This window comes from Exiguobacterium sp. s122 (genome assembly GCF_018618475.1).
Taxonomy (GTDB): domain Bacteria; phylum Bacillota; class Bacilli; order Exiguobacteriales; family Exiguobacteriaceae; genus Exiguobacterium; species Exiguobacterium himgiriensis.
Window position 1 is genome coordinate 1 of record NZ_JACSMD010000008.1, and the last position, 26743, is coordinate 26743.

The window sequence follows — 26743 nt, forward strand, 5'->3', positions numbered from 1 at the left end:
ATGACGAAGCTTGCGCTTCATTCAAAAATTGTAAAACTTTTTTGCCTCATCGTTCAGTTTTCAAAGTTCGTCTGCCGCTCTTGGCGACTAAATGATAATAACATTTATTACTTTTAACTGTCAACAACTTTTCTCACGTTTGTGTGAGCATCGCTGGCAACAGAGATAACTATAGCATCTCCTTGATCTATCTGGCAAGCATTATTCTAAAAAAACTTTAAAAAGTTTTTCAAGGCATTTTTTCATCTTTAAAACTTTATCCCGAACGATAACAGGAAAAAATTCCCTCTTAGCGAATACAGTTAAAATACTACTACTTTACATAAGGACAGGGGACTTATTTATGCAACAGCTACAACCAAAACAACGATCTGCCTTGCGCATCTTAGCCGGCACTCAAGTATATACAATGCGACGCAGACTGACGTGGCTATTTGACGGAAGACAATATGCATCTAAACAAAAAGCTACCCCACTCCCTCATCTCATCTATATACACCGCACGCCGCTTTATCGGAAGTTACGTGACGTAGATATGGAGATGCAACGAAACAAAGTACAAAATCTCAAGATCGCAATTCAACGATTAAATGGGCTCGTTGTCAATCCCGGGGACGTCCTTTCATATTGGAAATCGATCGGTCGACCAACAAAACGAAAAGGTTATGTAGAAGGCATGATCCTCCACTACGGGAAAGTCACAAGCGGGATCGGTGGCGGCTTATGTCAATTGTCTAATTTAATTTACTGGATCACGTTACATAGTCCACTTACCGTCACCGAACGTTACCGTCATAGTTATGACGTCTTCCCTGACTCGAGACGTGACCAACCTTTCGGCAGCGGAGCGACTTGCTCTTATAACTACCTCGACTTACAAATCACAAACCAAACCGAACAAGCGTATCAGTTACTTCTATATATAGAAGGAGATGATCTCGTCGGGGAATGGCGTTCTGCTACTCCGGCCGTCGTCTCCTACAAGATCTATGAAAAAAATCATCATTTTACAAAAGAGTGGTGGGGCGGAACCGTTCGTCACAATCAAATTTTCCGTGAGGTTCTCACGCTTGATGGTACGTTGCTTCGAAACGAATTCATTACCGAAAATCATGCTATGACCATGTATGATCCTTTCCTCCCTGAAAATACAGCCTACAAAAAAAGCGACTCGCAATGAGTCGCTTTTTCCTATGACGTTTATGCGTGCGGCAAGAACATAAAGTAAGCAAGGAAGATGACGAGCATCCCGTACATGATTGGATGAATCTCCCGTGTTTTGCCCTTCGCCATCATCATGAGTGGATAGAGGATAAATCCAAGACCAATTCCCGTCGCGATCGAAGACGTGAGTGGCATCATCAAGATTGTCATAAAGGCTGGGATGGCGATCTCGAGCTTCTTCCAATCGATGTCGAGTAAAGCAGAAGCCATCAACACACCCACGATAATGAGCGCTGGTGCCGTGACCGGCGCCGTTACGACTGCAAGTAATGGCGAGAAGAAGAGTGCGAGACCGAAGAAGAGCCCTGCAAAGATTGCCGTAAGACCTGAGCGACCACCAGCCGCAACACCAGCCGATGACTCGACGTAAGACGTCGCTGTCGACGTACCGAAGATTGCACCCGCCACCGTCGCTGTCGAATCCGCCATGAGCGCTTTGCTCGCACGCGGAACTTTGTTATCTTTCATGATTCCCGCTTGGCGTGCGACTGCAACGAGCGTACCAGCCGTATCGAAGAAGTCAATGAAGAAGAACGTCAAGATGACGACGAGCATTTGAATCGTGAAGATTTCACCAAAGTTGATGAACGCTTGGCCGAACGTCGAAGACATGCTCGGTGGCATCGAGACGACGTCCGAAATGGCCGTCGGTGTCGGAACGAGGTTGAAGATCATCCCAACGATCGCCGTCAAGAGCATCCCGATGAAAATGCCCCCTTTAATGTTACGAACCATTAAAAGTGCCGTGACCACAAGACCAAACACAGCCAAGAGTGTCGTCCCTGTGCCGAGTGCACCGAGTCCGACGACTGTCGCTTCATTTGAGACGACGATTCCTGCGTTCTTAAGTCCGATGAAAGCGATGAAGAAACCGATACCGGCCGCGACCGCCATTTTGAGCGGTGCGGGAATCGCATTGACGATTGTTTCACGAATGCCTGAGAGCGTCAAAACGATGAAGAAGAGCCCTGAAACGAGGACACCCGAGAGTGCGGTCTGCCATGGGATGCCCATCCCAATGACAACACTGTATGCGAAGAAGGCGTTGAGCCCCATTCCCGGTGCAATCGCAATCGGATAGTTCGCGAATAGACCCATCATCACAGACCCGACTAAAGCGACGAGGCCGGTCGCGACAAAGATGGCACCTGTATCCATACCCGCTGCCCCGAGGATGTTCGGGTTGACGAACAAAATGTACGCCATAGCGAGGAATGTCGTGAATCCTGCGACGAGTTCCGTTTTGACGTTCGTCCCCAGTTCATTCAAGTGGAAGTAGCGTTCAATCCGGCTTTCTGGTTGTTGCGTTGGTTCTTGCTTGAGCTGTGTGCTCATTGGTTTTCCTCCTTGGCTCGCCGTAAACGAGAAAAGGTCCCCGGCAAATGACCGAGGACCTCACGCGAAACATACGGGGACAGACGTCCCCATCTATGTCTCGCCGTAGTGAAATCATTTAAGGTGATTTCGTAGAGACTCTCGGGCCATATTCCCGACATTATACGGCAAAATTAATTTGAATTGTTCGGATATAATAAGAACGTTTTTATCGTATCAGCGTCATTCGTGCATGTCAACACAAATAACGGATTTTAACGATTTATTATTCCTTAATGTTCGGTTTTAGCGCGATTATTCCCACTCGATTGTCGCAGGTGGCTTCGACGTGATGTCGTACAGCACACGGTTTACGTGGCTAACCTCATTGACAATCCGAACTGAAATCTTCTCGAGCACGTCCCATGGAATCCGTGCCCAGTCCGATGTCATTCCATCGATTGATGTGACAGCCCGTACACCGACAGCGTAGTCGTACGTGCGCTCATCGCCCATGACCCCGACTGAACGGATCGGTGTGAGAACCGTGAAGTATTGCCAAATATCGCGTTCGAGACCAGCATTTTTCACTTCTTCACGTAGAATCGCATCTGACTCACGGACGATTTCAAGCTTCTCTTCTGTAATTTCACCAAGTACACGGATCCCAAGACCAGGACCCGGGAACGGTTGGCGCCAGACGATGTAGTCTGGAAGGCCAAGTTCAGTACCGAGTTCACGCACTTCATCTTTGAAAAGCGTGTTAAGAGGCTCGATGAGGGTGAAGTTCATGTCTTCCGGAAGGCCACCGACGTTATGGTGCGACTTGATTGTCTGCGCCGTATCCGTCCCACTCTCAATGATGTCTGTGTAAAGCGTCCCTTGGGCAAGGAAGTCCATGTCAACGAGTTTAGACGCTTCTTCGTCAAACACGTAAATGAACTCGTTGCCGATGATTTTCCGTTTTTGCTCCGGGTCAGAGACACCAGCGAGCTTCGCCATAAAGCGATCACGCGCATCGATTTTAATGACTTTCATGTTGAAACCGTCTGCGAACGTCTTCATGACACTGTCCGCTTCGTTTTTACGGAGTAGACCGTGGTCGACGAACATACATGTTAACTGATCTCCAATCGCGCGATGCACGAGTGCCGCGACGACTGACGAATCGACACCACCAGACAAGGCACAAAGCACTTGTTTGTTCCCGACGATTTCACGAATCTTTTCGACTTCGAGATCGATGAAGTTTTCCATTGACCATTCGCCCTTAGCACCACACACTTCATAGATGAAGTTTTTCAAAATTTCATTGCCGTGCTCTGAGTGACGAACTTCTGGGTGGTATTGAACCCCGTACATCTTTAACTCGTCGTTCTTAATCGAAGCAACCGGGCAAGATGGGTTCGTTCCATCCACGACAAATCCTTCTGGCGCTTCCATGACGAGGTCGCCGTGGCTCATCCAGACAGTATGCTCAACAGGAAGTCCTGTATAGAGCGCCGAGGCTTCCGGTGTCGAGAAGAGTGTTGCTTTGCCGTACTCACGGTGCATCGCCCGCTCGACACGTCCACCAAAGTGGTGCGTCATGAGCTGCATACCATAGCAAATCCCGAAAATCGGGATTCCGAGTTCGAAAATCTCTGGATCGCAACGATATGCACCTTCCGCGTATACGCTGTTCGGGCCACCTGAGAAGATAATCCCGACTGGGGCGAGCTCACGAATTTCTGCAGCGGTCATCTTGTGGGAATGGAGCTCACTGTATACACCAAGGTCACGCACACGTCGCGTGATCAGTTGGTTGTATTGTCCTCCAAAGTCGAGCACCAAAATCATCTCTTGTTCCAACATCTTCACAAAACCTCCACCTTTCTGCCTTCATCTCAAAAAAAGGACGAGCCTCTCCCACGGAATCACCAAACCGAAGAAGAAGCACGCCCAATTCTTTGTATACGAAACGTGCTCCTTCATAGTCGGTCCATTACGGTGGTCCGGTAGAGACTCTCGCGCCAATTCACGAGTATATACGAAGGAATGCATTGTTCAATTATCTAACTAATGCGTCTATCTTACTGTATGCGCCTTGCTACTTCAACTCATAATTCGACGAATCATGATTTTCCAATATTCTTTATATTTCGAATTCGGCGTTTGATCCGCATAAACTGTCTGCTCAAATATCCGAGTCAAACGGGTCATTTCTTCCGATTCATAGTAGGCGTCGACTTCTTTGGCGAGTTCAGACGGTGTCCGACCGTCGACCTTGAAACCGGCTGCCCGAAGGCGTTTCATCAGATAGCGTTGCATCGCGACGAGTGACGACTCACTGAGGGGACGACGCATCCACCATTCGACCATAACCGCCCGTTCAACCGCTTTCCGGTTCCAAACGAGAAGACCGACCGTAAAGACGATCAACACCCAACCCCATACCGGGAGGCGACGCGATTCTTCCGGAAGTTCACCTGGCGCGACATCGTCAATCGCGATGTCTTCTTGCGGACGATTCGTCGGCTCGTTCTCGTTGCCGGCTTGCGGGTCGTTCGCTACCGGGTCTGAATCCGTGTCCGTTTCAGTCTCGATTTGAAGCAAGTTGGCATCTGAGAAACTAATCGTCGCCTCGAGCGGAATCCATCCCGCCCCTTCGACGAAGTACTCAATCCATGAGTGCGCGTGACGGTTTCGAACCGTATACTCGGTCTCACCTTGAATCACACCTCGCGCATCTCCCATCGTAAACCCTTTTACCCATCGTGTCGGCACACCGTTTGCCCGGAGCAAGACCGCAGCGGACGTCGAGAAGTTGTCACAGTATCCGAGTTGCGTGTCGAACAAGAACTGATCGACGTAGTCCGTGTCCCCTTCTGGAATGGCGACGTCTTCCGTGTTGTACTCGAACTCCCCGTTTCGGAAGTAGGCTTGAACGGCTTGTGCCTGTTCGGACGGCGTTTCACTGTCCGCTGTAATTTCCGCTGCTAAATCACGGACACGGTCCGGTAACGTGTCTGGGAGTTGGAGATATGCTTGTTGTTCTTCGTCCGTCAACGTCGTGACCGGTTCATTTAGATTCAATTGGTCTTCTGTGAACGACGGGACGCTATAGCGCAACTGAATCGTTTGGGGTGTTGCCTGATTGTCATTATCGAATACGATTTTTCCGGACGGTCGGATGTGAACCGTCTCGTTCGGGAATTGTTGCTCGATATCTCCGACACGGAACTCGGTCCCACTCTCAGTCTCAGCCGCTTGCGGGTATTCTCCGCCATATGGGACGAATGACTCCCGTCGATCGAAACGAAGCAAAGCTTGCTCCGGAGTCGTATCGACGTCCGGGTCGACGAGTTGCCCGCGATTGAAATTTGAATCGAGGACTGGGGACTCGACCCACCCTTTCCCGGTATAAATCTCTTTTGCCTCAATCCGCCAATAGCGGGCCGGGACACCGCGTGTGATGAAGACGATGCCGTCGTCTTGTTCGAACGGACCACCGAGCTGTTCGTCGTTCACCCCGTAACCGACACGGCCAGGACCCGTCTCTCCTTCGTTGACAGCATTTTGAAAACTGGTCGTGATGCGGTCGGACCAATCGCCATCGAGCGTCGGCGAGACACTCGCGAGTGCTAAGATGACCGTAGCGAGCAACGCGATACTCACATAACGGACGAGCGACTTACTCGGCCGTTTCGCGAGATCCGTGACAAACAAGAGGAAGAGCGATGCTAAAATCGCGAGAAGGATCTGTCCTTCGCCATCATATAGCGTCCACGTATCGAAGTAGGCCATCAAGCCAAGCGTCGACACGATCATCCCGAGAACGAACCCGTAGCTCGGGTACGTCCGACCGACAAGAATGGCGAACAATACACCGATGAGCGCCATCGCTGAGAAGAAGATGGCCTCTTCCGGTAATGCGCCACTAAGCACACCACTTAAGTCTTCTAGCCACAGTCCGAACCAATCGAAGAGACTCCCATGATAGACGTACAAGACGGCTAAAAAGTTGAAGAAGACGACTCCAATCAGGCCGTACCATGGTAAAAGACTCGCGAACATCGGCACGAGCAGCAAGAAGTAAAACGGCCAGGTCACATCAAACGTCGTACTACCGACAATCGGATCGATCCAAAACGAAAGCAAATAGGCGGCGAGCGCCGTATAGACGATCCGTTTCAACCATTCCGTCATGTCGTCACCTCGCTTGCCGCATAGAGATGATAGCTTCCTTGCGTCTCATGCACCAGTTCACGCACCCATTTCGTCTCGAACGGGCTGATCAAGATGAGATTACCGGACTGCTGCGGCAAATTCCGTTTTACACGCTCAACAAGACGTCCTTCCGCCTCCGGCGTCGCGGTCAGCAAATAATGACCGACGTCGGCACTTTGGTCCGGTAAATGGAACAAGCGGACTTGCTCTTCAATCACATAGAGTTCAAACGGTAAGTTCTTCCGTTCGAGCTGTCGGATCGCCCCGACAAGGAGCGACAAGGAGCGTTCGAACGCTTCTTCATGTTCGGCAGATGCGGACGGAACAAAAACGAGCGACAACTTTTTCTCTTGCTCTTGGTCGAACGTCTTCGTCATCAAGTTGTCACGACGTGCGGACGCTTTCCAGTCGATGCGACCGATGCGGTCACCCGCTGCGTATTCGCGCACCCCACTCGTCGTATTCGCGACTTCCGTGTACGTTCGCGCCCGGCGGTACTGCTCACCGCGTCCGCCAACATGCTCGTCACGCGGCAAGTCAAACGGCAACTCGGCCGGTGACACTTCGACGACCGTTTCAAGCCGGAGCGTGCGCGTCCGGTCGAACAGCCCGAACACGTCCCGAACGTGCAACTTCGTCCGGTCGAACACGTGGATGCCCCGTTTAATGTGCTCAATCTCATAATGAACCGTCTCTTTTCGACGGAAGAAGCGATCAACCGACGTGATGATCGGGTCATGGTTATTCGTCAAGCGCTCGGGCGGCTTCTCTTCTAGTGTGACGACGCCGACGAGGAACGGGTATTTCCGCTCGATTTGGAGCTCGACGTCCATCGTTTGTCCGGAGACGAGACGTTTCGTCGTGACGCGACGCCTGACGTTCGCGGCAGTAACGGGATAAATCAAGAACAGCGTCCAGTAGACGGTCAGGACGAGGAACGACCACCATAGCGTCGAAGCGACGATACTGCCTTCGATGCGCGCGAACGCGTACAAGCCGAATGCCGCCGCCCAAACGAGGAACAGCTTCATCCAGTTTTTCATCCTTCTTTAACCTCACGATCCATCGGGACTGGCATCTCGTCGAGCCATCCTTTAATGAGTTGCTCGGCCGTCCGCCCTTTGTAACGGGCTTCAGCCGTCAGCAACACCCGGTGACCGAGTACGCTCGAGGCGAGTGCTTTCACATCGTCTGGCAAGACGAAGTCGCGGCCATGGATATAGGCCCATGCCTGAGATGCCTTCATGAGCGCAAGCGTGGCACGCGGACTCCCTCCGAGATACGTGTTCGAATCGTTTCGCGATTCGTGGATTAACCGGACGATATACTGTTTGACGGCACTTGAGACGTGGACGTTCCGTACGTCACGTTGCATCTGTTCGACTTCGTGTTTCGAGATGACGCTCTGTAACGCATCGAGCGGCTCTGTTTTTTCAAAACGTGTCAGGAGAGATAGCTCTTCATTGAAAGATGGGTATCCCATTTCTATTTTCAGCAGGAACCGGTCCAATTGAGCTTCCGGGAGTGGATAAGTCCCTTCATGCTCGATCGGGTTTTGTGTCGCCATGACAAAGAATGGGGATGGCAAAATTTTCACTTCACCGTCCACCGTCACACTTCGCTCTGCCATCGCTTCGAGTAAAGCCGATTGGGTCTTTGGCGACGTCCGGTTGATTTCATCGGCTAAGACGATGTTACCCATGAGCGGCCCTGGTCGATATTCAAATTCTTTTGTTTTTTGGTTATACATCGAAATCCCAGTTAAATCGGAAGGTAACATATCTGGGGTGAACTGGACACGTTTAAATTCAAGATCAATTGCGCGGCTAAACGTACGAACGAGCATCGTTTTCCCGACACCCGGTACATCTTCTAACAAGACGTGACCTCCGGCAAGCAATGCCGTCAGACTTTTCGCGATGACATCTTCTTTTCCGACGATCACCGTCTCGATGGCTTGAATGATAGATTGAACAGCTGGACGATAGGACATGGCCGACTCCCCTTTTTTCTCTTGTTCACTACAGTAATATAATTGAATGTTCTGACTTTATTGTGACACACTCGGCTAGTGGATTGAAAGAAATACAACAGCCGAATCGGCTATTCTTTCTTTACCCGAAAAAATGCGTCCGGCCTCATCGTAAGGCGGACGCATAGACCATTTTATTTTGGCCGTTCGATTTCGAATGACGGACCGAGCGCTGCGTAGAAGTTCCCGGCTAACCGACTGACCGGCGCCAGTTTCATCGCATCGATTCGACCAGCTTCGTATAATGCATTGTCGATGTGGAAACGAACGACGCGAGCGACCAACAAGTCGGCTGTAATCACACCTTCATGCTCAATCGGGACGTGATGATGTAATACACATTCCATTCGGATTTTTGCTTCCTTTACCCCTGGCGTCGCGATGACATCACTCGCGGCGAGCGTGAACGAAGTGCGGTCGAGCTCGCTCTCTTCCGGTCCTAGTGACGCGGCGGTCTCATTAACGAGGCTGACGTTTGTCTCATCGACGATGTGGATGACCAACTCCTCGGTCGCCACGGCGTTTCGTGCGGTGTCTTTCATAACCCCGCCTTTCCGTTGAATCGAGACAGAGACAAGGGGCGGATGTGAGGCAACGATATTGAAATAACTAAACGGAGCTGCATTCACGACCTCACCGTTCAGAGTCGTCACGAAGGCGATTGGGCGAGGAATGACGCTACCAATTAAAAATTTATACGTATCTCGTTCGGTTAAGGCAGCTGGGTCAATGGAGAGCATAAGGCACCTCATTTCAATTAGTCTTTTCTTTTTAACGCTAGTCTTTACGCCTCGCTTCTGTCAAACGAAAGCATATCGGAATGTGTAGCTTTCTAAAAATCGGGGTATATCGCTCTAGATAATGTTAATCGAGAAGATAGAGATTCTTGTATAGATTGGATGAGCAGTTCAGTTTTCATGGAAGGAATCCTTTTGTATATTTCGAGTTATAGATAAATGATTTGGAGATGGTTTTTGGGATAAGGAAGGAAGTAGAGCGTATTATGGGCAAGTGGATTGAACAATTGAACAGTCGCCAAATTCTTAGCATCCTTTACGGAGTATGTATCATGAGTCTCGTCTTAACAGCGACCGGGGCATGGTTTGTCCGAGACAACAACGTTTCCCCTAGCGAGCTTTTGACACTGCGCTGGATTTGGATGATTGGACTCGTGATGTTTATTAGCGCGATTTTACTGATTGGCCGACCGTTAATTAATCGAATGGCTTCGCAAAATGAACGCATGCGCGCCAAACACGAAGAGTTGGAACACGTGCTTCAGGAGTCGAAGCAGAACGAGACAAAATTACAGTATCGGAACGAATTAATTGAAGTATTGGCTTCGAAAGAGTCGCTTTTCGATTACTCATCCGTCATCGAAAAGATTGTCTTATTGACTTCGGCGGAGTTCGGCGCGCTTCTCCTCGTTAAAGACGGCGAGATCAGTTCGGTCGTACCTAAAGAGATGACCGAAGAGCAACAAGAGAGTTTGAAGACGAAATCCCTTCTATTAAAACGGGCCATGATTTCGAAGCTTCCGGCGGCGACGTCGAAGAAAGTCGCGGACGATTTGCACGAATACCCGTACTATATTTACGAGACGGTCATTCCTGTCATGGATCCGTCGGACGACAAGATGATTGGGTGCTTGTACCTCGCCCGCTATGATGAGCAGTTTGACGCGAGTGAAAAGTCGGAGTTGAACGCTTTCGCGAATCAACTCGCCATTTCTCTGTTGCGGATGCGTCTGTACCGTCAAATGCAGCAAGACCGAAAAGAAACGGCACAACTGATCAACTCTGTGCGTGAATCGATTCTGTACCTCAATTACGAAGAAGAATCGGTCGTCGGGAACCGTGCCTTCATTCGAATGTTCGATGATCTGCAATTTAACTACAAAGGCTATGAGGAATTGGCCGACATCGAAATCGACATCGAACAACTGGCCGAACGTGTCGACCAGCGTGAGCATTTCATCAGCTATGTCGAGCACGTCTTCGACCGTAACCCACCGGAAGAAGGGCTCTCCATTTCCCTCGATCAGGGTGATTGTTTCCTACAAGTATATGCCGAGAGTATTTATCGCGACGGGAAGTTACACGGGACGATGCTCGTGTTGCGTGACGTGACGGCCGAAACCGAAATCGACCGGATGAAATCTGAACTCGTCTCGACCGTGTCGCATGAGTTGCGGACTCCGCTCTCGTCGATATACGGGTTCACCGAGCTGATGCTCGAGCGCGACTTGAAAGAAAGTCGCCGCGAATTGTATTTGAAGACCATCCATGACGAGGCGAAACGGTTATCGTTCCTCGTCAGCGATTTCCTCGATCTGCAAAAGATGGAGGCCGGAAAACAAACGTTCGAATGGGAACGTGTCGACTTATACGAACTTGCCCGTGATAGCATCAGCTTCTATCAAGAGACGACAGACGTCCACCACATCCACCTCGATGCGGATTCGGCGCAAGACTTTACGATTGAGGCGGACCTTGAAGGAATGCGCCAATTGCTTGGCAATTTGCTCAGTAATGCTGTGAAGTACTCACCGGATGGCGGGAACGTCCTCGTATCGCTCGAGCGGCTAGAAGGTCAAGTCGTCATGAAAGTTCGAGACAACGGGATCGGGATCCCATCATCGGCGTTACCGAACTTATTCGGCAAATTCTACCGAGTCGACAACTCAGATCGCCGAAAAATTGGCGGGACAGGACTGGGTCTTGCGATTTGCAAAGAGATCGCGAAAGCCCATGACGGCCATTTGCATGTCGAATCAGTTTACGGCGAAGGCAGTACGTTTATTTGCGAACTGCCGACTTCAAAAGAAGTCGTCCATCAATAAACACGACCGGAATGATCCGGTCGTGTTTTTTTACCCAACTTCATTTATGAGGAAGGATTTATTGACATAATCTAGAAAAGGACAAGCATTAGACGATGTGGTGGAGGAAGTGACGACGGACGGGATGATTGTTCTACGCTGTCGTTCGAAAAACAGCTATACTGAAGATACAGAGATCGATACGATTGGAGGTCATGACGATGGACCATCACGACCCACCGACGTTCTCAGAACTAGGTGATTCTAAACAATGGGGACGTTTCGACGTGACCGTTCCGTTAGCAGATGGACAAACTGAATTTCAAGCTGCGGTAACAACAGTACGCAAGCACATCCCGCTCCGTCTCGGCGGCTTCTATATCATCGCAAATGAGGATGGAATTTTGCATAGTGGTTCTCATGCCTCGAACTTACAAAAGCATATCATCCATCTGTTACAACAAGTCCATAACGGTCACACAGAGATTGAGGCGCTCCAAACGGAACCGTATTGGACCATCCATTATTTCACGACCCCTTGAGAGACGGTTCGGGCGTCTCTTTTTTATGCACAAAAAAAACGCCTCTCCTCATACAAAAAGAAAAGAAACGCTTAATCCCATATCGACATAATTGTTATTGCTTTCTCATAATACTCCGTAGATAATTTGTATTTACCATTTTTTCGAAGTTCTCGAGCTAACCATAACGCATACTTGTTGGTATAAAGGTACTCGTCATAGGATTCAAAGTATTGCACAGCTATTTTCAAACTCTCAATCAATTTCTCTTGATTGTATTCACGATAATAGTTCTTATAGATATCAAAGTGGCGGGTAAATAGCTCTAACCCTCCTATTTCTTCAATTAATTGATCGCCCTTCTTTAACCATGTGATTACACCTTCATGATCATCATGATCCGAATAAACTTCAATTAATGAAAGTACACTAAATAGTTTACTATTGATTTCAACTTTATATTCAAAGCTTTCAATGAAGTACTTTAAAGCTTTTTCTTTTTCTCCTAAAAGAGAGTATATATCACCCATATTGTTGTAAAGCATTCCATAATAATTTTTTAAATCTGTCGCACTAACAATTTTAATGGCTTTTTCATAGTAATTTAATGCGTCTGTATAACGTTTTCGCCTTTTATAAGACAATCCAATTATTAAATGACATTCTACAATCCGTTCTACATAGAAATGTTCTTGAAAATACGCAAGGGCAAAGCGTACATGCTCAATCGCTTGCAAAAAATCAGTGAACTTATGGTATAAACCACCCATAATATATCGAATATCTGCCATTTCCCAATCAGGAATATGTGATTTTGATAATGCCTCATTTAATTCTTCAAGTAATTTTAATGAACCATCCCGCTCATTTTTGTGAAACATCTTGAGACTACTCATCATCTTATATCTGACTTTATTATCAAAGTCTAATTGGTCTTCAATCCAACCGATTTCAGTTAAATATTTACTATCTCCATCTGGCATCATTCCAAATCGAGCTAAAGACATCATTAACGTGATATAAAGATCTTTAGACTGCTTAACGACCGGATTTGAAAGATATTTCTCAACTTCTTTCTGCTTCCCAATATCTTTTCTTGTTAAGACAGCTTCTTTTAGAGTTTCTCTTATTTCTTTCTTCACTTTATCAACTTGCTCACTAAAGTCAAAGTATAGTGGGACCTCAATTTCCAATCTTTCAAAAATCAATTCTAGTACTTCTTCACTAGGGGAAGTTTGATTATTTTCAATTTTACTTAGGTAGGAAACCGAACAAATTCCCCTGGCCAGTACAGATTGTTTGATGCCGCGACGCATTCTCTCCACTTTAATTAGGTTCCCGTAGTTATATTCCATCTTCACAAATAGCTCCTTCGCCCTAATTTTACGTAGTTTTTTATTGCTTATGTCATGAATGTTATCGATTTAGGAAAAATCATTAAAAAATCTAAGATATTTTAGTGTTTTGAAAGGGTATTTTCCCAACCGATAACAGTTCGATGGTCTTACAATACATGATAAGATTTAACTAGTTAATCATTAACTAAGCAATCTCATTAGGTAGAACGATTCAGTTCGTTTCTATAAAAATGAATAACCACTCTTGGAGGTGAATACAATAGATGGGTAAGTTAAATTTCTTACTTGCAGAGGATTACATTAAACCGAAAATTTATTTCAACTCTAAACAAGAACCTAAGTTTAAAACTTCTTATTCAATCACTGATCAAAATCAGTTTGAAGGTCTAGAGCATTTGACCTCTTTATTGAATTCTTCTAAGGGTTTTATTCTAAACGCATTTCAGATTGATTACTACCAATCGTTGCCTAAACTTATTGCTAGAATATTGAAAGAAAATCACTCTTATAAACAACTATACATTCTCGGCCCTGAACTGTCTCTTTCTATTCTAAAACGTAGCTCAGTAACCGTCTATGAGAAACATTTTCAAGACTTTGGTTACATTAACGTGGAGCATAATCAAAATAATGTAATCGAACAATGTCTAAAACTATTAGAAGAGGGTCATATATTGTATATATTGCCTGAAGCATCAATATGTTGGCATCCAGAGCCATTACAACATTTTGATAATAAATTTACTCCTCTATGCAGCACGTTACTTAGTCAAGAAGCAGGTGTTCCCATTTTGTCTTCCACCACATCAGAAGATGCGGACAAAGTTACTTTGTTCGAACCGAACATGCCTCAACATTACGTTGGTGATTATGAATCTAGAATCGAAGAACAATCCGAAGCGATTTACGCACTGTTAGAATCACCACTAACTGACGACTAAGTATCTTACACTAGGAACCATCGCTTAACTATAAAAACTCACAAAACTGGAGGAATTTTTTATGAAAAAAATTACAGGGTATTTCTTTATTGCTGCGGCACTGTTTTTGTTAGGAACTTCAATTCAACCGCTAGCAGATCAAGAACTTAAATTCAGTACCGTCGAAGCACAGACTCAACAAATCGCTGCAGATGAGCGACCTAGATTGTTCAATGTTGGAGAATTTGCAAAAACTGATACACAAATTAAAAAGTTAGCTGATGAGCTTCCACGCCTATTCTAATCTAAAGAGACGCCTCCAAGCGTCTCTTTTTTATATTTACTATTTTAAAAAAAGATAAATAAATTACATATTAACCTCCATTTTTTTCTTGTTTCCTTATATAATAACGAAGACATGATAACAATTTCATTCCAATCTTGTCTCGTACATATTGCAGAAAAAAGGAGCGGATCCCGATTGAACAAACCGAAACCCTCTTGGTCACTTAAACTACTCATTAGCTCATCCCTCGTCCTCACGGGGACGGCCGTTGTTCCGTTCAGCTTCTCCTCGACCGGACTCGATACAAGTCGTGTCGAGGCTGCCTCTACATATACAACGACAGCAAACTTAAATCTTCGAAAAAGTGCCTCAACTTCCGGGACGATTCTTTTAACGATCCCGTCAGGACGAAGCGTCACGTACCTCGGTACATACGGTTCTTGGTATAAAGTCTCCTACGGCGGACAGACCGGCTACGTCTCGTCACAATACGTGAAAGTGTCGACGTCTTCGACGACTACATCCACTTCGACAAAGACTTACACGACAACCGTCAACTTGAATTTGCGAAAGAGCGCCTCTACGACCGGAACGATTCTCTTGACGATTCCGTCAGGACGTAACGTCACATACTTGGGCACGTATGGCTCATGGTATAAAGTCTCCTACGGTAGGCAGACCGGTTACATCTCGTCGCAGTACGTGAAAGTATCGACGACTTCGACGACGACAGCGAAAACGTACGTCACAACCGTTAACTTAAACTTACGGAAGAGTGCCTCGACGACTGGCACCATCCTTTTGACTATCCCATCAGGTCGAAACGTGACGTATCTTGGGACGTATGGGTCTTGGTATAAAGTCTCTTACGGGGGACAAACCGGATACGTTTCCTCTCAATACTTGAAGGCTAGCACGACGACGAACACGTCGACCGGCTCTGGCCGGACGGTCGTCATCGATGCGGGTCATGGTGGGTACGATCCAGGCGCCGTCTATGGATCGGTTCAAGAGAAAGTGTTGACACTCGATATCGCCAATCGTCTCGCGAGCACGTTGTCTGGCACGTACAACTACACTGTAAGAATGACACGTGCCAACGATACTTATTTGTCGCTCGCGAACCGTGTCGCGTTGACGAAATCGTACAACGGTAGCGCCTTCGTCAGCATCCACACGAACTCCTCGACGAATACGTCTTATCACGGCCACGAAGTGCTCGTTCCGACGACCGAAAGCTATACGACAAATCCCTATGTCACCGCGAGCCGCAGTTTAGGCACCTCAATCAACCGCGAGCTCGGTGCTCGGATTCCGACCGTTCGAAACCGGGGCGTTAAATATCAGAACGTCTACGTCGTTGGGAAGAACAGTGTTCCTTCGGCACTCGTGGAGTATGGATTTATCACGAACAGTAACGACCGTTCCCATTTAACGAGTACGACGTATCGTCAACGGATGGCTGAAGCAACGGCATCTGGGATTCATCAATTCATGCGTTCTACTTATTAACCTAACTAAGTCCTGGCTGTTCGTTCAGCCAGGACTTTTCGTGATTTTCCATATCTTATGTGGTGCACCTAGCCCCCAGTAATGCTCAAGTATCATCGTCGGAGGACCGAGGCGCTTTTCCCAGTATTCTTGTGAGGAGGGAAATCCTGCATCTAAATAAAAAATCGCGCCTTCGTCAAGCGTGGCCATTACTTCCGTAAGCAAAAATGAACCGACCCCTTGCCTCTGCTGATTAGGAGCAACGTAGACGCACCCAATTTCGAGGGCCCCCGTCTCCACATCCAAATGGGCCGTGATGATATCGTTTGGAGGCAGAAGCGCTGCGGTCCCGACAATTTTTCCGTCTCGTTCGACCACGAACACGTCGACGAAATCGTCATCGAAACTATCTTGAATCGTCGTATTCAGACGAGCAACTTCCTCGTCTAACAAATCTGCGTCCTCGAACTGCTCACGACGAATCAAATCGCTTAAACTTTCCATGAACAGTCGCTGGAGCGGTTTCACATCGTCTGGTGTAATCGGGCGAAAGTTCACAGATATCCCTTCTCTCCATTCGTATTTTTTACTCTTTACCCCCACTTTCCTACTGGTAACACACAATCCATTGAATCCTCTGATTGAAAAAGTTTCTCTGTAAAAATAGTTCCTGAAAATGAAGCATAATGATAGGTGGACTCCTATTTTCAAAGTATAATTAAATATCAAATACAATTCACATTCTAGCGAGGTACTTATGGACCCAGTCATCGAACACTCAATGAGTCACAATTTGTTTCTTGTTGCTTTATCTTATATGATTGCCGCCGTCTCCGCCTATGCCGCCATCGAGCTGGCACGTCGCGTCAACTCGACGAACCGCTCGGCACAAACCACGTGGATTTTGGCAGGTGGTGCGACGCTTGGACTTGGGATCTGGGCGATGCATTTCATTGCCATGCTGGCCCATGACGGTTTGCGCCCTGTTACGTATTCGATTCCGCTCGTATTCCTTTCGGTCCTGATCGCTATGGGCGGTTGCATTCTCGGCTTCCTGATTGTCTCACGCCATACGACCCACACGGCTCTCATCAGCGCAGCACTGTTGATGGGGATCAGTATCGCGAGCATGCATTACGTCGGGATGGCGTCCATTCAAGGCGTAGCGATTACGTATCATACCGGGCTAGCGTTATTATCGCTCGCAATCGCGGTCGCTGCCTCACTTTGTGCTCTCTGGATCGGATTCTTTTCCAAGTATGCGAAGGAGAAGATTCACTTGGAGCTAAAAGTATTTTTCGCCTTGTTGATGGGGGTCGCCATTTTTGGGATGCACTATGTCGGGATGATGGCATCTTCCTTCACGTTCTTGACCCCTATCCCGACAGACATCGGTATCGAACCGTCGCTTTTGGCATGGCTCGTCACCGGCATCACGGTATTATTGTTTGCCATTTTCTTTTTATCGCTCTCACTCGATCGGCATTTACGACGTCGCGACTTGATTCAAGCGACGATTCTCGACTCCACGACGGATGCGGTTGTGACCACAACAAAAGACGGTGTGATTCAATATGCCAACCCCGCCTTTTATCAATTGTTCGACCGGACCGAGAATCAATTCTTCCAGGACTATCACGCCGCGTTGTCGATTCAGCAACCGTTTTATGAAGCACGCCGGCTTGATATCGACGACTCGACGATCGAAGTGACGGCTTACCCGCTTCGAGGCGAGACGATGGACCAAATCCTTTGGTTCTTGCGCGACGTCTCGGAGACGATCGCCTCTCAACGGCTCGTCGAATACATGGCGTTTCATGATACGTTAACCAATTTGCCGAACCGCCATAAACTCGAACGGATTCTTGCCGAACACATCCAGATTGAAAAGCCTGTCGCCTGTTTGTACATCGATATCGATCGCTGGCGCTTTATGAGCGATATGCTCGGTCATAACGGGTCGGATCAGTTGGCACTCCAAATCGCAGACCGGCTCCAGTATACGATTCACCAGGACGATATTTTGACACGTGTCGGCTCGTCTGAATTCATTATCTTGCTATTTGATAAACGAAGCACGCTCGCCAAACAAAAGGCCGAGAAGTGTATTAAAGCGATCTCACAACCGTTCGATATCGACGGAACGACTGTCGAATTGACGATGAATGCTGGGATCAGCCACTATCCAAAAGACACGATGACAGCAGACGAACTCGTGCAATACGCTCGTCTCGCCGTCCATGAATCGAAACGGACCGGCAAGAACCAAATCAAAGAGTTTGAAGAAGAATCGAGACAAGAAATTTTACGTACTGTCGAGATTGAAAAGGCGTTAGCACAAGCATTCGACCGTAGCGAGTTTACGCTCGTCTATCAACCGAAAATCTCACTCACACAAAACCGACTCGAAGGCGTCGAGGCGCTCATCCGTTGGCATCACCCGGTACTCGGTCATGTCACACCGGATGAGTTTATCCCCATCGCGGAAAACACCGGCTTGATTCATCAAATCGGCACATGGGTGTTACGCGAGTCCTGTTCGGCATGGGTCCGCTGGCAAAAGAGTGGTGTAAAACCATTCGCGCTTTCTGTGAACGTGTCTCCGCTCCAGTTCGCCCGGGAAGACTTCGTCGACACGCTCCAAACGATACTTGATTCCACCGGAATGGATCCGTTATTCCTTGAGCTTGAAGTGACCGAATCCTCCATCCTGTCCTATGAGGCGTCGACACGTGAAAAGCTCGCGCAGCTTCATCAATTCGGCATCATGATTTCGCTCGATGACTTCGGAACCGGTTATTCCTCGTTCCGTCAGCTCCGTGAGTTGCCGGTTCAAGTACTCAAGATTGACCGCTCGTTCATCGTCAACTTGTTTACCGACCGGAACCAAGAAGCAATCGTCTGCTCGATGATTCAGCTCGGCCATAACCTCGGGATGAAAGTGCTCATGGAAGGGGTCGAAACGTCGGATCAGCTCGAGTGGTTATTGAACGAACAGTGTGATTACGTCCAAGGCTATTACTTCAGCCGCCCGCTCCGCGAGAAAGACGTCATCAAACACGTCAAATCTGTCACGACATATATCGAGTTTGGAAAGACACGCGCATAAGACTCTAAAAGGTGACTCGTCCGAAATGGATCAGAGTCACCTTTTTTGTTAACGTGAATCATTTGAATAATTTAATCCATCTTCAAACGATAAATTAATGGGCTCGTCTTGAAGAATCGCAGCCCCCTGAAGATTTGTGACAGCTACTCGCTCATCTACCTCAATAAAGCTTAACTGATCAATCCAAACCTGTCCTTCTCCTGACAACAAGACCCCGAAGGAAATCACTTCACTGCCTTCCGGTACATCTAAAACAATTGAATAGCGATTCCACTCTGTCGTCCCTTGAATCGGTCGATTACTCATATTGTCAAATTGAATCACATCCCCATTCTTATGATCAACACGCATCCAAAACCCTGCACTTCCGCTAACTTGTTCAGTTTTTAGAAACCCTGACAATCGAATTCGTTGCTTTATATAACGATCAGCCTTGAACTGTTGCATCATCGTTCCAAAGCTCTCGTTTTTCACCGACAAAGTTGATTTTAGATAACCTGACGCCCTACCTTCATGAACAACCTGCCGATCAATCCCCATCTCGTAATGTTGTAAGTCTCCACCGCTTAAAAACCATCCTTTTACCGCCTCTATCATTTCCTCATCCCCTTGTCTTCGTAATGTTCTCATATTCGTACGATAACGGCCCGGAGGCAGTCCATATATTTTTTTGAATGCCCGTGTGAATGATTCTTGTGATTCAAAGTTATGCTGTAAAGCAATATCTAGAATCCGTACTTCAGTGTGCATGAGTAAACTGGCCGCACTTGCGAGACGTCGCATTTTAATATACTCAGTTATTGTCATATCAACGTGGGCCAGAAAAATACGGTGAAAATGAAATTTTGAAAATTTGCTCTGACGTAATAGTTCTTCTTCTGTAATCGTAGCGTGCAAGTTAGCTTCAATATATGCAATGGCACGTTGGATGGATTCATCATACATAGATACGTCCTCCTCTCACATTAATCTTATCAAACCGTACTTTTGATATTTTGATCCTTTTTGCCATGAAAAAAATCTCTCCTAATGAAAGGAGAGATTTTTATTACGAAACGCGCGCTTTCTCTTGCTCGCGAATCAAGTGATACTGTTCCAGAATGAGTTGAGTCAACGTGTCGTGCTCACTCAACCCGAGGTATTTTTCAATGGTTGCTAGAATGCCTGTCTCTTCAATCGACAAATAAAGTTCAGAAGATTCTGAATCCTCAGGGTTGTGATAGTTCAAGGCTGCGGCAATTCCGTAGGCTAGTTCATTCGGTTCGATGCCGTTATCGACGAGCTCGCGTGCCGGCTTCACGAGACGATCGCTCGGGCCAAGCTTACGAATCGGCGAGCGGGCGACGCGTGAAATCTCATCTTTCAACTTCGGATTTTCGAACCGTTTAATAATCTTTTGAATATACTGGCTATGCTCTTTCGCTTCGAATCCATACTTCTCGAGTAAGAGCCAACCCGTCTCATACAAGGCGCCTTGCACGACTTGACGGACGCGACGATCTTTTAACGCCTCGTCGATTGTCCCCTTCGCGAACAAAGAACCGATGTACGATGCAATCGCGTGACCTGTATTGACCGTAAACAATTTGCGCTCGATATATGGTCCAATTTCGTCGACCCACGTCACACCGTGAAGCGGGGGCCGCTCGGCCAAACCTTGCGTCTCAATGACCCACTCATAAAACGTTTCGACTTCGACGAAGAGTGGATCCTCATGTTGTTGCAACGGAACGATACGGTCGACGGCTGCGTTCGGGAACGACACGTTCGCCGTCCCGACACCACCTGAAGCTTCGACATCTTGTTTGAGCGAGGCACTACCGCCAATCATGTTCTCACACGCAATCACGTATACCGGTGCGTCCGTCTCGCGCTTACGAAGTCCGCTACTGATGAGTGGTGCGACTTTTGAAAGAAGCGACGGACCAACAGCTGTCGTCACGAGATCGGCTTCGGCAATTAGCCCGATAACACGTTCCGGATCTTTTAAGCTATTCACGCCACGGACTCGATCGACGACGACGTTCGCCACCCCTTCCTCGGCAAATCCGACTTCATAATGGCGCTTCGTTTCGAGTGCTTCAATCACCGTGTCGTTGATATCGACGAACGTGACTTCATACCCGCTTTGATTGAGCAAGAGACCAATGAACCCGCGTCCAATGTTCCCTGCCCCAAAATGTACAGCCTTCATTATGCCACCTCTTCCGTGAATAGCGACAAAATCTCTTCTTTTGTTTGAGCGTTTACGAGACGCTCCACGTTGTCTTCATCGGAGCAAATGACTGCGATTTGGGATAGGAGGTCCAGATGCTCATCGTTCACCCCAGCAATCCCGATTACTAGTTTTGCTGTCTGTCCACCAAAGTCGACGCCACCAGGCACTTGTAAAATCGAGATGCCTGTTTTTTGAACGGCTGATTTCGCTTCTTCCGTCCCGTGTGGAATCGCGACGTGGTTTCCGATGTAAACGTTCGAGAGCGCCTGACGTTCGTGCATCGCCTCGATGTAAGCCGGAGATACGCAACCGGCGGCTTGAAGCACTTCTCCGGCTGCATCGATCGCTTCGGCACTCGTATTGAACGTTTGGTTGAGTCGAATCATCTCTGTTTGAATGAATGGCATTTTAGTTCCTCCTATACCTAAACCCTTGTCTCTGTCTGCTTTGTTATGAGATTTTGCTGCGTTCTGCTTTAATTTCTTCAACTAGCTGATCATAGTAATCTGCGTTCAAGAAGTTTGTCACCGAGCGGTGGATCGCATTCGGCGCCTGTTCTTCCGCACGCTCCGTCAAATCTTGGTGCGTGATGACGAATTGTGCGTCTTTTGGTAATTGGCTAATCGATGTGTTCGTTACTTTGATTGGCAAGTTCGCCTTATTTACTTTGTTGCGTAAGACCGAAGCCCCCATCGCACTTGAACCCATACCAGCGTCACAAGCGAAAATGATGTGGTCCACTTTGTCGAGACGATCTTGGACGAGCGCTGATGCGTAAGATTGCTTCCCTTTCATCGCGCTGACACTCTCTGTCGCTTCTTCAAGTGAGACATCTTCCGCTGCACTTGATTTCAAGATGATACTTGCCACAGTGAATGTGACGGCCGCTGACAACAGGATTCCGACAACCAATCCGAGGTGCGAACCACGTGATGCCATCGCGAGAATCGCAAAGATACTACCTGGTGAAGCTGGTGCAACGAGACCGACATCGAAGAGTACGAATGTGAAGATCCCTGTCGCGCCCCCTGCGATCATCGCAAGGATCAAGATCGGTTTCATCAAGACGTACGGGAAGTAAATCTCATGAATCCCACCGAGGAAGTGAATGATTGCTGCCCCAGGAGCTGTCCGTTTTGCTGCGCCTTTTGCGAAGAACATATAAGCAAGAAGTAAACCAAGACCTGGTCCTGGGTTCGCTTCAAGTAAGAAGAGGACTGATTTTCCAGCGTCTGCGACTTGATCGACACCGAGCGGGCTCAAAATCCCATGGTTGATGGCGTTGTTTAAGAAGAGGACTTTCGCTGGTTCAATGAACAAACTTGCAATTGGAAGCAATTTCGCTCCGACAATCCAGTCGACGCCTGCTGCCATGACTTTGTCGAGCCCGCTCATGATTGGTCCGAAGATTTCGAAGCCACCGAGCATGAGAAGACCACCGACGATCCCGACTGAGAAGTTGTTGACCAACATCTCGAAACCGGCTTTAACTTTTCCTTCGAGGGCACGGTCAACTTGACGGATGACATAACCACCGAGCGGACCGACGATCATGGCCCCAAGGAACATCGGAATATCGGTCCCGACGATGACCCCCATCGTGGCGAGCGCCCCGACGACACCGCCTCGAACGTCGTGAAGTAATTTACCACCTGTGAACCCGATCAAGAGTGGTAACAGATACGTGATTGTTGGACCGACGAGTTCAGCCAAGTTTTCATTTGGCCACCAGCCTGTCGGAATGAATAGTGCTGTAATAATCCCCCAAGCGATGAAGGCGCCGATGTTCGGCATAACCATTCCACTTAGGAAACTCCCGAACCGTTGTACTTTGACTCGAACTCCGCCCGAGCCAGCTTGCGTATTCGCCATGTATAAAACCTCCAGTCTTAAATTGTGAAAGGTTGTCGTGTAGTGTAGCTAACCGGTTTGTGCTCTACACCTGTATTGTAGACCCAGAGTAAGCGCTTACTCAATTCAATCCAGTTCATACTTTGGCAACATTTCATGCCAAACAAAAAAATGACCACGGCGGGTCATTTCTCATGGAGCGCATCTTGCATCATGTTTTTCATACAGTTATGAAGCAAAAGGCGCAGTTCTTTCTTCGAACCACTACTATATAATGCCATATGCTCTTCGCTCTCGATGAGCGACCCGCTGACCGCACTTAAAAACTGAAGCTCAATGTCGCGCGCTTCCTCTGGCGCAAGGAGCACAAGGAGTCGCGACACCGGCTCCGTTGATTGATCCATCATGAGCAGCGGAATCGACTTCGTCAAATCGAACGCGAACACGCTTCCTTGCTCAATCGACGGGTGTCGGCCATGGAATAAGGCAAGCTTCGTTCCCGGGATACCGAGCCCAGCCACTTCATGACGTCTGAGCAGTTGCGCCGATAACTGAATCCCACTCTGTACGAGCCCTCGTTCTTCTAACTGGGTGCCGATATCAAACAAGATGTCTTCGAGCCGCTCGCTGTTATCGAGCGTAACGAGGTCGAACTGACGATCCATCCGTTCAAACGTCTCAACAAGTTCACGAAGCTCAGAAAAGTCGAGCATCGTCGAATGCGTCTTCACGTCTTTCGTTTGGAACGACTGTGGGAGTGACAACAATAAATGACGAACCCGTTGCACTTCTTCGGTCGTCAACAACGGATTGACCATGAGCGTCGGTACCGACAGTGGGGGAAGCGGTACAGTCGATAAGATGACATCATAGTCATCGAGTTGATGTTGTTCGAGACCGAACAACGAAGAATTGACGACGTCTTGCATCTCTGGAAACTCTTGCTTCACACGATTGACGAGCATTTTCGAGGAGCCGAGCCCTGCCGAACAGATGACGAGTGCCCGATATTCACGGCGCCGCACCGGTTTGACGAGTGCTGCCGCAAAGTGCATCGCCCAAAACACCGTTTCTTGTTCCGTGAACGTATTCGTCCCGAACACGATGTCCGCTGCTTGTTGAATCGCAGCTCGCAAGTTCGGATAGTCTCGGTCAATGTGGGGCCGGACCGTGTCCGTATCCGGGAGGGCTTGCGTATTCATACTCGATAAAATATGGGCGAGCAATCCTTTTTCAAGCGCGGCATCGTCGGTGAACGCGAAGCCGTGAATGAGCGAGACGTGATGAATCAGTTTATGGACCCGAATTTGCATCACCCAACGCTCTTCCTCGTCTTCTTGCATTTGTTCTTTTAATGACCGAAGCCGATTCGCTTCTTCTGCGAGCCAGACCCGTTCTGCCATCGAAAACGTTGTGCCGAGCGCTTTTTCCATGTCATACGCTACTTTTAAATAGTCGTCCGAACGACCTTTCGTATACATTTCTAAGAAGAAACCGGCATCGAGTCGTGCTTGTTGGACGCCATACGCAAACGTGACGCGCATGATCGTCCGGTCATCCATCCGTTCGAACGAATGGCTCTTCAAATAATCGTACCCATCTCGGAGCGCCTCAAGCATGGCGTCACAAGACACCGTCTTTAAAAACGCAGGAATGTACTCGTCTTCACCGCGGACGAAACGGTAAAACGCGAGCGTGTCCCAATGCGCCATGAGTGCATTGATCATGAGCTTGCGTTTTTCCGCTTCTAAGCCGAGCACTTGCGCGCCGACCCCTTTTTTCCGTTCAACCTCGAGGTGGTATTCATCGAACCAGCGATCTAATTTCTCCAAGTCTTGCGTTAATGTACTCGGTGAGACGTGCATCTGTTTCGCGACGGCCTGTAGTTTCAACATATCTTTTTCGAACAAGAGCCGCCATGCCAGTTCGAAAATCCGGTCCTCTGCTGTCGGCACTGCCTCGGCCGATAAAATTAAATCTTCGCGCAGCTGTTGTTTCGCATTCGCTTCTCCGACAAGACTGAGTCCACGTCCACGCTGCCAAGACAGTTCCAGTTCGAACTCTCGTAAGATTCCTTCAAGCAATTGACGTTCCCGTTGAATCGTCCGCTCAGACAAATTCACCGCTTGCGCGATCTCGGCGAGCGGTGTGGATGTTTCTGTTCCTAATAAGTGCAGTAAAATCGAACGCTCTCGTGCGCTCCACTCATGTTTCATATCGCTTCACCCATTCTTCGACGATGTGTCGATATTCCTCGAGCGACAAGATTTGTCTGACCGAGCGAACGTGCGCGGTCGGATGGTCAATGGTCTCTGCCCCGATTTGATAGACGATCAAATCGACGTCTTTCGGGATGTCCCGATACGTGCCGTGGTCAATCACACACGACAACTTCCCTGAACACGCTTCGGCAAACAGTTTCGCCGCCATGGCGCTCGTGACGAACCCGCATGGACAGGCAATGTAAACGTTCATGCCAGACCTTCTTTCATCGCTTATCTTTATATAACCATACGATGGAATCGCTTACTTCACCTACTATTTTGCTTGTTGGCAAAGAAATCGGCAAGTGGTAAAAAGCACCTCTCATCGGAAAGGTGCTTTACATGATTGATTTATTCTACTGTCACCGATTTTGCCAAGTTGCGTGGCTTATCGACGTCACAGCCGCGTCCGAGCGCAGCGTAATAGGCCATCAACTGGACCGGGAGCACCGTGACGAGCGGTGCGAGGAGCGGTTCGACATGCGGCAAGGTAAACGCGTCGTCCTCGTGTTCGACCCCTTGCATCGAGAGGATACAAGCGTTCGCGCCCCGGGCGACCACTTCTTTCACGTTACCACGAATATTCAAATTCGTCTTCGGTTGTGAGATGAGCGCGATGACCGGTGTCCCGTCTTCAATCAACGCGATCGATCCGTGCTTGAGCTCGCCCCCTGGGTAGCCTTCCGCTTGGATATATGAAATTTCCTTCACTTTGAGCGCCCCTTCGAGACAGACGGACGCGTCGAGTCCGCGTCCGATGAAGAACGTATTCGGTGTCGTCTTCAAATAACGTTCTGCCAACTCTTCGAATAGCTCTTTTTGTGACATGACCGAGTCCATGATCGTCGCGACGCGTGCGAGTTCTGGCATCAATTCGAACGGCAATGCTTTTCCGTTCGCGCGGGCGATGTCGTAGGCGAGAATGGCGAGGACGGCGATTTGGGCCGTGTACGCCTTCGTCGACGCGACCGCGATCTCCGGTCCCGCGTGGAGGAGCATCGTCTCGTTCGCCTCACGTGAGAGCGTCGATCCTGGTACGTTCGTCATCGTGAGCGCCTTGTAGCCACGCTTCTTCACTTCGACGAGGACGGCGCGGCTATCGGCCGTCTCCCCAGACTGTGACAA

22 protein-coding genes and 2 riboswitches are annotated in these 26743 nt (G+C 48.3%); of the genes, 7 read left to right on the forward strand and 15 right to left on the reverse strand.

Going from position 1 to position 26743, the window contains the following annotated elements; genetic code table 11:
- The first annotated feature begins 343 nt into the window (after positions 1 to 343).
- On the forward strand, positions 344 to 1180 hold the full coding sequence (locus tag KNP92_RS15210; RefSeq protein WP_214842011.1) for a VanW family protein: 837 nt from the start codon (positions 344 to 346) through the stop codon (positions 1178 to 1180).
- A 20-nt stretch (positions 1181 to 1200) separates the two neighbouring features.
- Here the strand turns inward: KNP92_RS15210 and KNP92_RS15215 are convergent, their stop codons facing one another.
- The 6 genes from KNP92_RS15215 to KNP92_RS15240 form a co-directional block, all read right to left on the reverse strand.
- Entirely contained in the window at positions 1201 to 2559 is a 1359-nt protein-coding gene (locus tag KNP92_RS15215) for an NCS2 family permease (RefSeq protein WP_251136635.1), read from the reverse strand.
- 86 nt (positions 2560 to 2645) lie between these two features.
- A riboswitch (purine riboswitch) is annotated at positions 2646 to 2747 on the reverse strand.
- Between the two features lie 106 nt (positions 2748 to 2853).
- Positions 2854 to 4392: a glutamine-hydrolyzing GMP synthase gene (gene guaA, locus KNP92_RS15220; RefSeq protein WP_214842059.1), complete on the reverse strand. Its 1539-nt coding sequence runs from the start codon at positions 4390 to 4392 to the stop codon at positions 2854 to 2856.
- Positions 4393 to 4491: 99 nt separating this feature from the next.
- A riboswitch (purine riboswitch) is annotated at positions 4492 to 4591 on the reverse strand.
- A gap of 41 nt (positions 4592 to 4632) precedes the next feature.
- The gene (locus tag KNP92_RS15225) at positions 4633 to 6726 is read right to left on the reverse strand and encodes a transglutaminase domain-containing protein (protein WP_214842014.1); all 2094 of its coding nucleotides are present in this window, start codon (positions 6724 to 6726) and stop codon (positions 4633 to 4635) included.
- Positions 6723 to 7790 (reverse strand): DUF58 domain-containing protein, encoded by a 1068-nt coding sequence (locus KNP92_RS15230; protein ID WP_214842017.1) that lies wholly within the window; start codon positions 7788 to 7790, stop codon positions 6723 to 6725. Before KNP92_RS15230 ends, KNP92_RS15225 begins: the two co-directional genes overlap by 4 nt.
- Positions 7787 to 8740 carry an AAA family ATPase gene (locus tag KNP92_RS15235; RefSeq protein ID WP_214842020.1) on the reverse strand — a complete coding sequence of 318 codons (954 nt, stop codon included), beginning with the start codon at positions 8738 to 8740 and terminating at the stop codon, positions 7787 to 7789. The genes KNP92_RS15230 and KNP92_RS15235 overlap by 4 nt, the downstream gene beginning before the upstream one ends.
- A gap of 173 nt (positions 8741 to 8913) precedes the next feature.
- The gene (locus KNP92_RS15240) at positions 8914 to 9519 is read right to left on the reverse strand and encodes a flavin reductase family protein (protein ID WP_214842023.1); all 606 of its coding nucleotides are present in this window, start codon (positions 9517 to 9519) and stop codon (positions 8914 to 8916) included.
- Positions 9520 to 9782: 263 nt separating this feature from the next.
- Between KNP92_RS15240 and KNP92_RS15245 the strand changes: the two genes are divergently transcribed.
- Both KNP92_RS15245 and KNP92_RS15250 read left to right on the forward strand, forming a co-directional pair.
- Positions 9783 to 11621 (forward strand): ATP-binding protein, encoded by a 1839-nt coding sequence (locus KNP92_RS15245; RefSeq protein WP_251136636.1) that lies wholly within the window; start codon positions 9783 to 9785, stop codon positions 11619 to 11621.
- A 200-nt stretch (positions 11622 to 11821) separates the two neighbouring features.
- The gene (locus tag KNP92_RS15250) at positions 11822 to 12142 is read left to right on the forward strand and encodes a hypothetical protein (RefSeq protein ID WP_214842025.1); all 321 of its coding nucleotides are present in this window, start codon (positions 11822 to 11824) and stop codon (positions 12140 to 12142) included.
- Between the two features lie 71 nt (positions 12143 to 12213).
- Here the strand turns inward: KNP92_RS15250 and KNP92_RS15255 are convergent, their stop codons facing one another.
- Positions 12214 to 13476, reverse strand: coding sequence for a tetratricopeptide repeat protein (locus tag KNP92_RS15255; RefSeq protein WP_214842028.1), 1263 nt, complete (start codon positions 13474 to 13476; stop codon positions 12214 to 12216).
- Positions 13477 to 13742: 266 nt separating this feature from the next.
- Between KNP92_RS15255 and KNP92_RS15260 the strand changes: the two genes are divergently transcribed.
- From KNP92_RS15260 to KNP92_RS15270, 3 genes are all read left to right on the forward strand, one after another.
- Complete coding sequence (locus tag KNP92_RS15260; RefSeq protein ID WP_214842030.1) at positions 13743 to 14420, forward strand: hypothetical protein; 678 nt, start codon at positions 13743 to 13745, stop codon at positions 14418 to 14420.
- Between the two features lie 61 nt (positions 14421 to 14481).
- Positions 14482 to 14703, forward strand: coding sequence for a hypothetical protein (locus KNP92_RS15265; RefSeq protein ID WP_214842033.1), 222 nt, complete (start codon positions 14482 to 14484; stop codon positions 14701 to 14703).
- A 177-nt stretch (positions 14704 to 14880) separates the two neighbouring features.
- A complete protein-coding gene (locus tag KNP92_RS15270; protein ID WP_251136637.1) occupies positions 14881 to 16197 on the forward strand; it encodes an N-acetylmuramoyl-L-alanine amidase family protein in 1317 nt (438 codons plus the stop codon).
- 24 nt (positions 16198 to 16221) lie between these two features.
- On the opposite strand, the gene KNP92_RS15275 is transcribed toward KNP92_RS15270, so the two are convergent.
- Positions 16222 to 16734 carry a GNAT family N-acetyltransferase gene (locus KNP92_RS15275; RefSeq protein ID WP_214842036.1) on the reverse strand — a complete coding sequence of 171 codons (513 nt, stop codon included), beginning with the start codon at positions 16732 to 16734 and terminating at the stop codon, positions 16222 to 16224.
- Between the two features lie 199 nt (positions 16735 to 16933).
- On the opposite strand from KNP92_RS15275, the gene KNP92_RS15280 reads away from it, so the two are divergent.
- Complete coding sequence (locus KNP92_RS15280) at positions 16934 to 19285, forward strand: bifunctional diguanylate cyclase/phosphodiesterase (protein WP_214842038.1); 2352 nt, start codon at positions 16934 to 16936, stop codon at positions 19283 to 19285.
- A 48-nt stretch (positions 19286 to 19333) separates the two neighbouring features.
- Here the strand turns inward: KNP92_RS15280 and KNP92_RS15285 are convergent, their stop codons facing one another.
- From KNP92_RS15285 to KNP92_RS15315, 7 genes are all read right to left on the reverse strand, one after another.
- Positions 19334 to 20230, reverse strand: a complete 897-nt coding sequence (locus tag KNP92_RS15285) for a helix-turn-helix domain-containing protein (protein ID WP_214842041.1) — start codon at positions 20228 to 20230, stop codon at positions 19334 to 19336.
- A 103-nt stretch (positions 20231 to 20333) separates the two neighbouring features.
- Positions 20334 to 21479 (reverse strand): mannitol-1-phosphate 5-dehydrogenase, encoded by a 1146-nt coding sequence (locus KNP92_RS15290; RefSeq protein ID WP_214842043.1) that lies wholly within the window; start codon positions 21477 to 21479, stop codon positions 20334 to 20336.
- Entirely contained in the window at positions 21479 to 21910 is a 432-nt protein-coding gene (locus KNP92_RS15295; protein ID WP_214842045.1) for a PTS mannitol transporter subunit IIA, read from the reverse strand. Before KNP92_RS15295 ends, KNP92_RS15290 begins: the two co-directional genes overlap by 1 nt.
- Before the next feature lie 43 nt (positions 21911 to 21953).
- Complete coding sequence (locus KNP92_RS15300) at positions 21954 to 23375, reverse strand: PTS mannitol transporter subunit IIBC (RefSeq protein WP_214842047.1); 1422 nt, start codon at positions 23373 to 23375, stop codon at positions 21954 to 21956.
- A 164-nt stretch (positions 23376 to 23539) separates the two neighbouring features.
- Complete coding sequence (locus KNP92_RS15305; protein WP_214842049.1) at positions 23540 to 25570, reverse strand: BglG family transcription antiterminator; 2031 nt, start codon at positions 25568 to 25570, stop codon at positions 23540 to 23542.
- Positions 25560 to 25829 carry a PTS sugar transporter subunit IIB gene (locus KNP92_RS15310; RefSeq protein WP_214842051.1) on the reverse strand — a complete coding sequence of 90 codons (270 nt, stop codon included), beginning with the start codon at positions 25827 to 25829 and terminating at the stop codon, positions 25560 to 25562. Before KNP92_RS15310 ends, KNP92_RS15305 begins: the two co-directional genes overlap by 11 nt.
- A gap of 140 nt (positions 25830 to 25969) precedes the next feature.
- The coding region (locus KNP92_RS15315) for an SIS domain-containing protein (RefSeq protein ID WP_214842053.1) at positions 25970 to 26743 on the reverse strand (774 nt) is incomplete at its 5' end.

Excerpts from the sequence above, each read along its gene's own strand:
- KNP92_RS15210 (WP_214842011.1), top strand. The coding sequence starts at position 344 with ATGCAACAGCTACAACCAAAACAACGATCTGCCTTGCGCATCTTAGCC.
- KNP92_RS15245 (WP_251136636.1), top strand. The coding sequence starts at position 9,783 with ATGGGCAAGTGGATTGAACAATTGAACAGTCGCCAAATTCTTAGCATC.
- KNP92_RS15250 (WP_214842025.1), top strand. The coding sequence starts at position 11,822 with ATGGACCATCACGACCCACCGACGTTCTCAGAACTAGGTGATTCTAAA.
- KNP92_RS15305 (WP_214842049.1), bottom strand. The coding sequence starts at position 25,570 with ATGAAACATGAGTGGAGCGCACGAGAGCGTTCGATTTTACTGCACTTA.
- KNP92_RS15285 (WP_214842041.1), bottom strand. The coding sequence starts at position 20,230 with ATGTATGATGAATCCATCCAACGTGCCATTGCATATATTGAAGCTAAC.
- KNP92_RS15290 (WP_214842043.1), bottom strand. The coding sequence starts at position 21,479 with ATGAAGGCTGTACATTTTGGGGCAGGGAACATTGGACGCGGGTTCATT.
- guaA (WP_214842059.1), bottom strand. The coding sequence starts at position 4,392 with ATGTTGGAACAAGAGATGATTTTGGTGCTCGACTTTGGAGGACAATAC.
- KNP92_RS15300 (WP_214842047.1), bottom strand. The coding sequence starts at position 23,375 with ATGGCGAATACGCAAGCTGGCTCGGGCGGAGTTCGAGTCAAAGTACAA.
- KNP92_RS15230 (WP_214842017.1), bottom strand. The coding sequence starts at position 7,790 with ATGAAAAACTGGATGAAGCTGTTCCTCGTTTGGGCGGCGGCATTCGGC.
- KNP92_RS15265 (WP_214842033.1), top strand. The coding sequence starts at position 14,482 with ATGAAAAAAATTACAGGGTATTTCTTTATTGCTGCGGCACTGTTTTTG.
- KNP92_RS15225 (WP_214842014.1), bottom strand. The coding sequence starts at position 6,726 with ATGACGGAATGGTTGAAACGGATCGTCTATACGGCGCTCGCCGCCTAT.
- KNP92_RS15260 (WP_214842030.1), top strand. The coding sequence starts at position 13,743 with ATGGGTAAGTTAAATTTCTTACTTGCAGAGGATTACATTAAACCGAAA.
- KNP92_RS15280 (WP_214842038.1), top strand. The coding sequence starts at position 16,934 with ATGGACCCAGTCATCGAACACTCAATGAGTCACAATTTGTTTCTTGTT.
- KNP92_RS15215 (WP_251136635.1), bottom strand. The coding sequence starts at position 2,559 with ATGAGCACACAGCTCAAGCAAGAACCAACGCAACAACCAGAAAGCCGG.
- KNP92_RS15310 (WP_214842051.1), bottom strand. The coding sequence starts at position 25,829 with ATGAACGTTTACATTGCCTGTCCATGCGGGTTCGTCACGAGCGCCATG.
- KNP92_RS15255 (WP_214842028.1), bottom strand. The coding sequence starts at position 13,476 with ATGGAATATAACTACGGGAACCTAATTAAAGTGGAGAGAATGCGTCGC.
- KNP92_RS15295 (WP_214842045.1), bottom strand. The coding sequence starts at position 21,910 with ATGCCATTCATTCAAACAGAGATGATTCGACTCAACCAAACGTTCAAT.
- KNP92_RS15235 (WP_214842020.1), bottom strand. The coding sequence starts at position 8,740 with ATGTCCTATCGTCCAGCTGTTCAATCTATCATTCAAGCCATCGAGACG.
- KNP92_RS15240 (WP_214842023.1), bottom strand. The coding sequence starts at position 9,519 with ATGCTCTCCATTGACCCAGCTGCCTTAACCGAACGAGATACGTATAAA.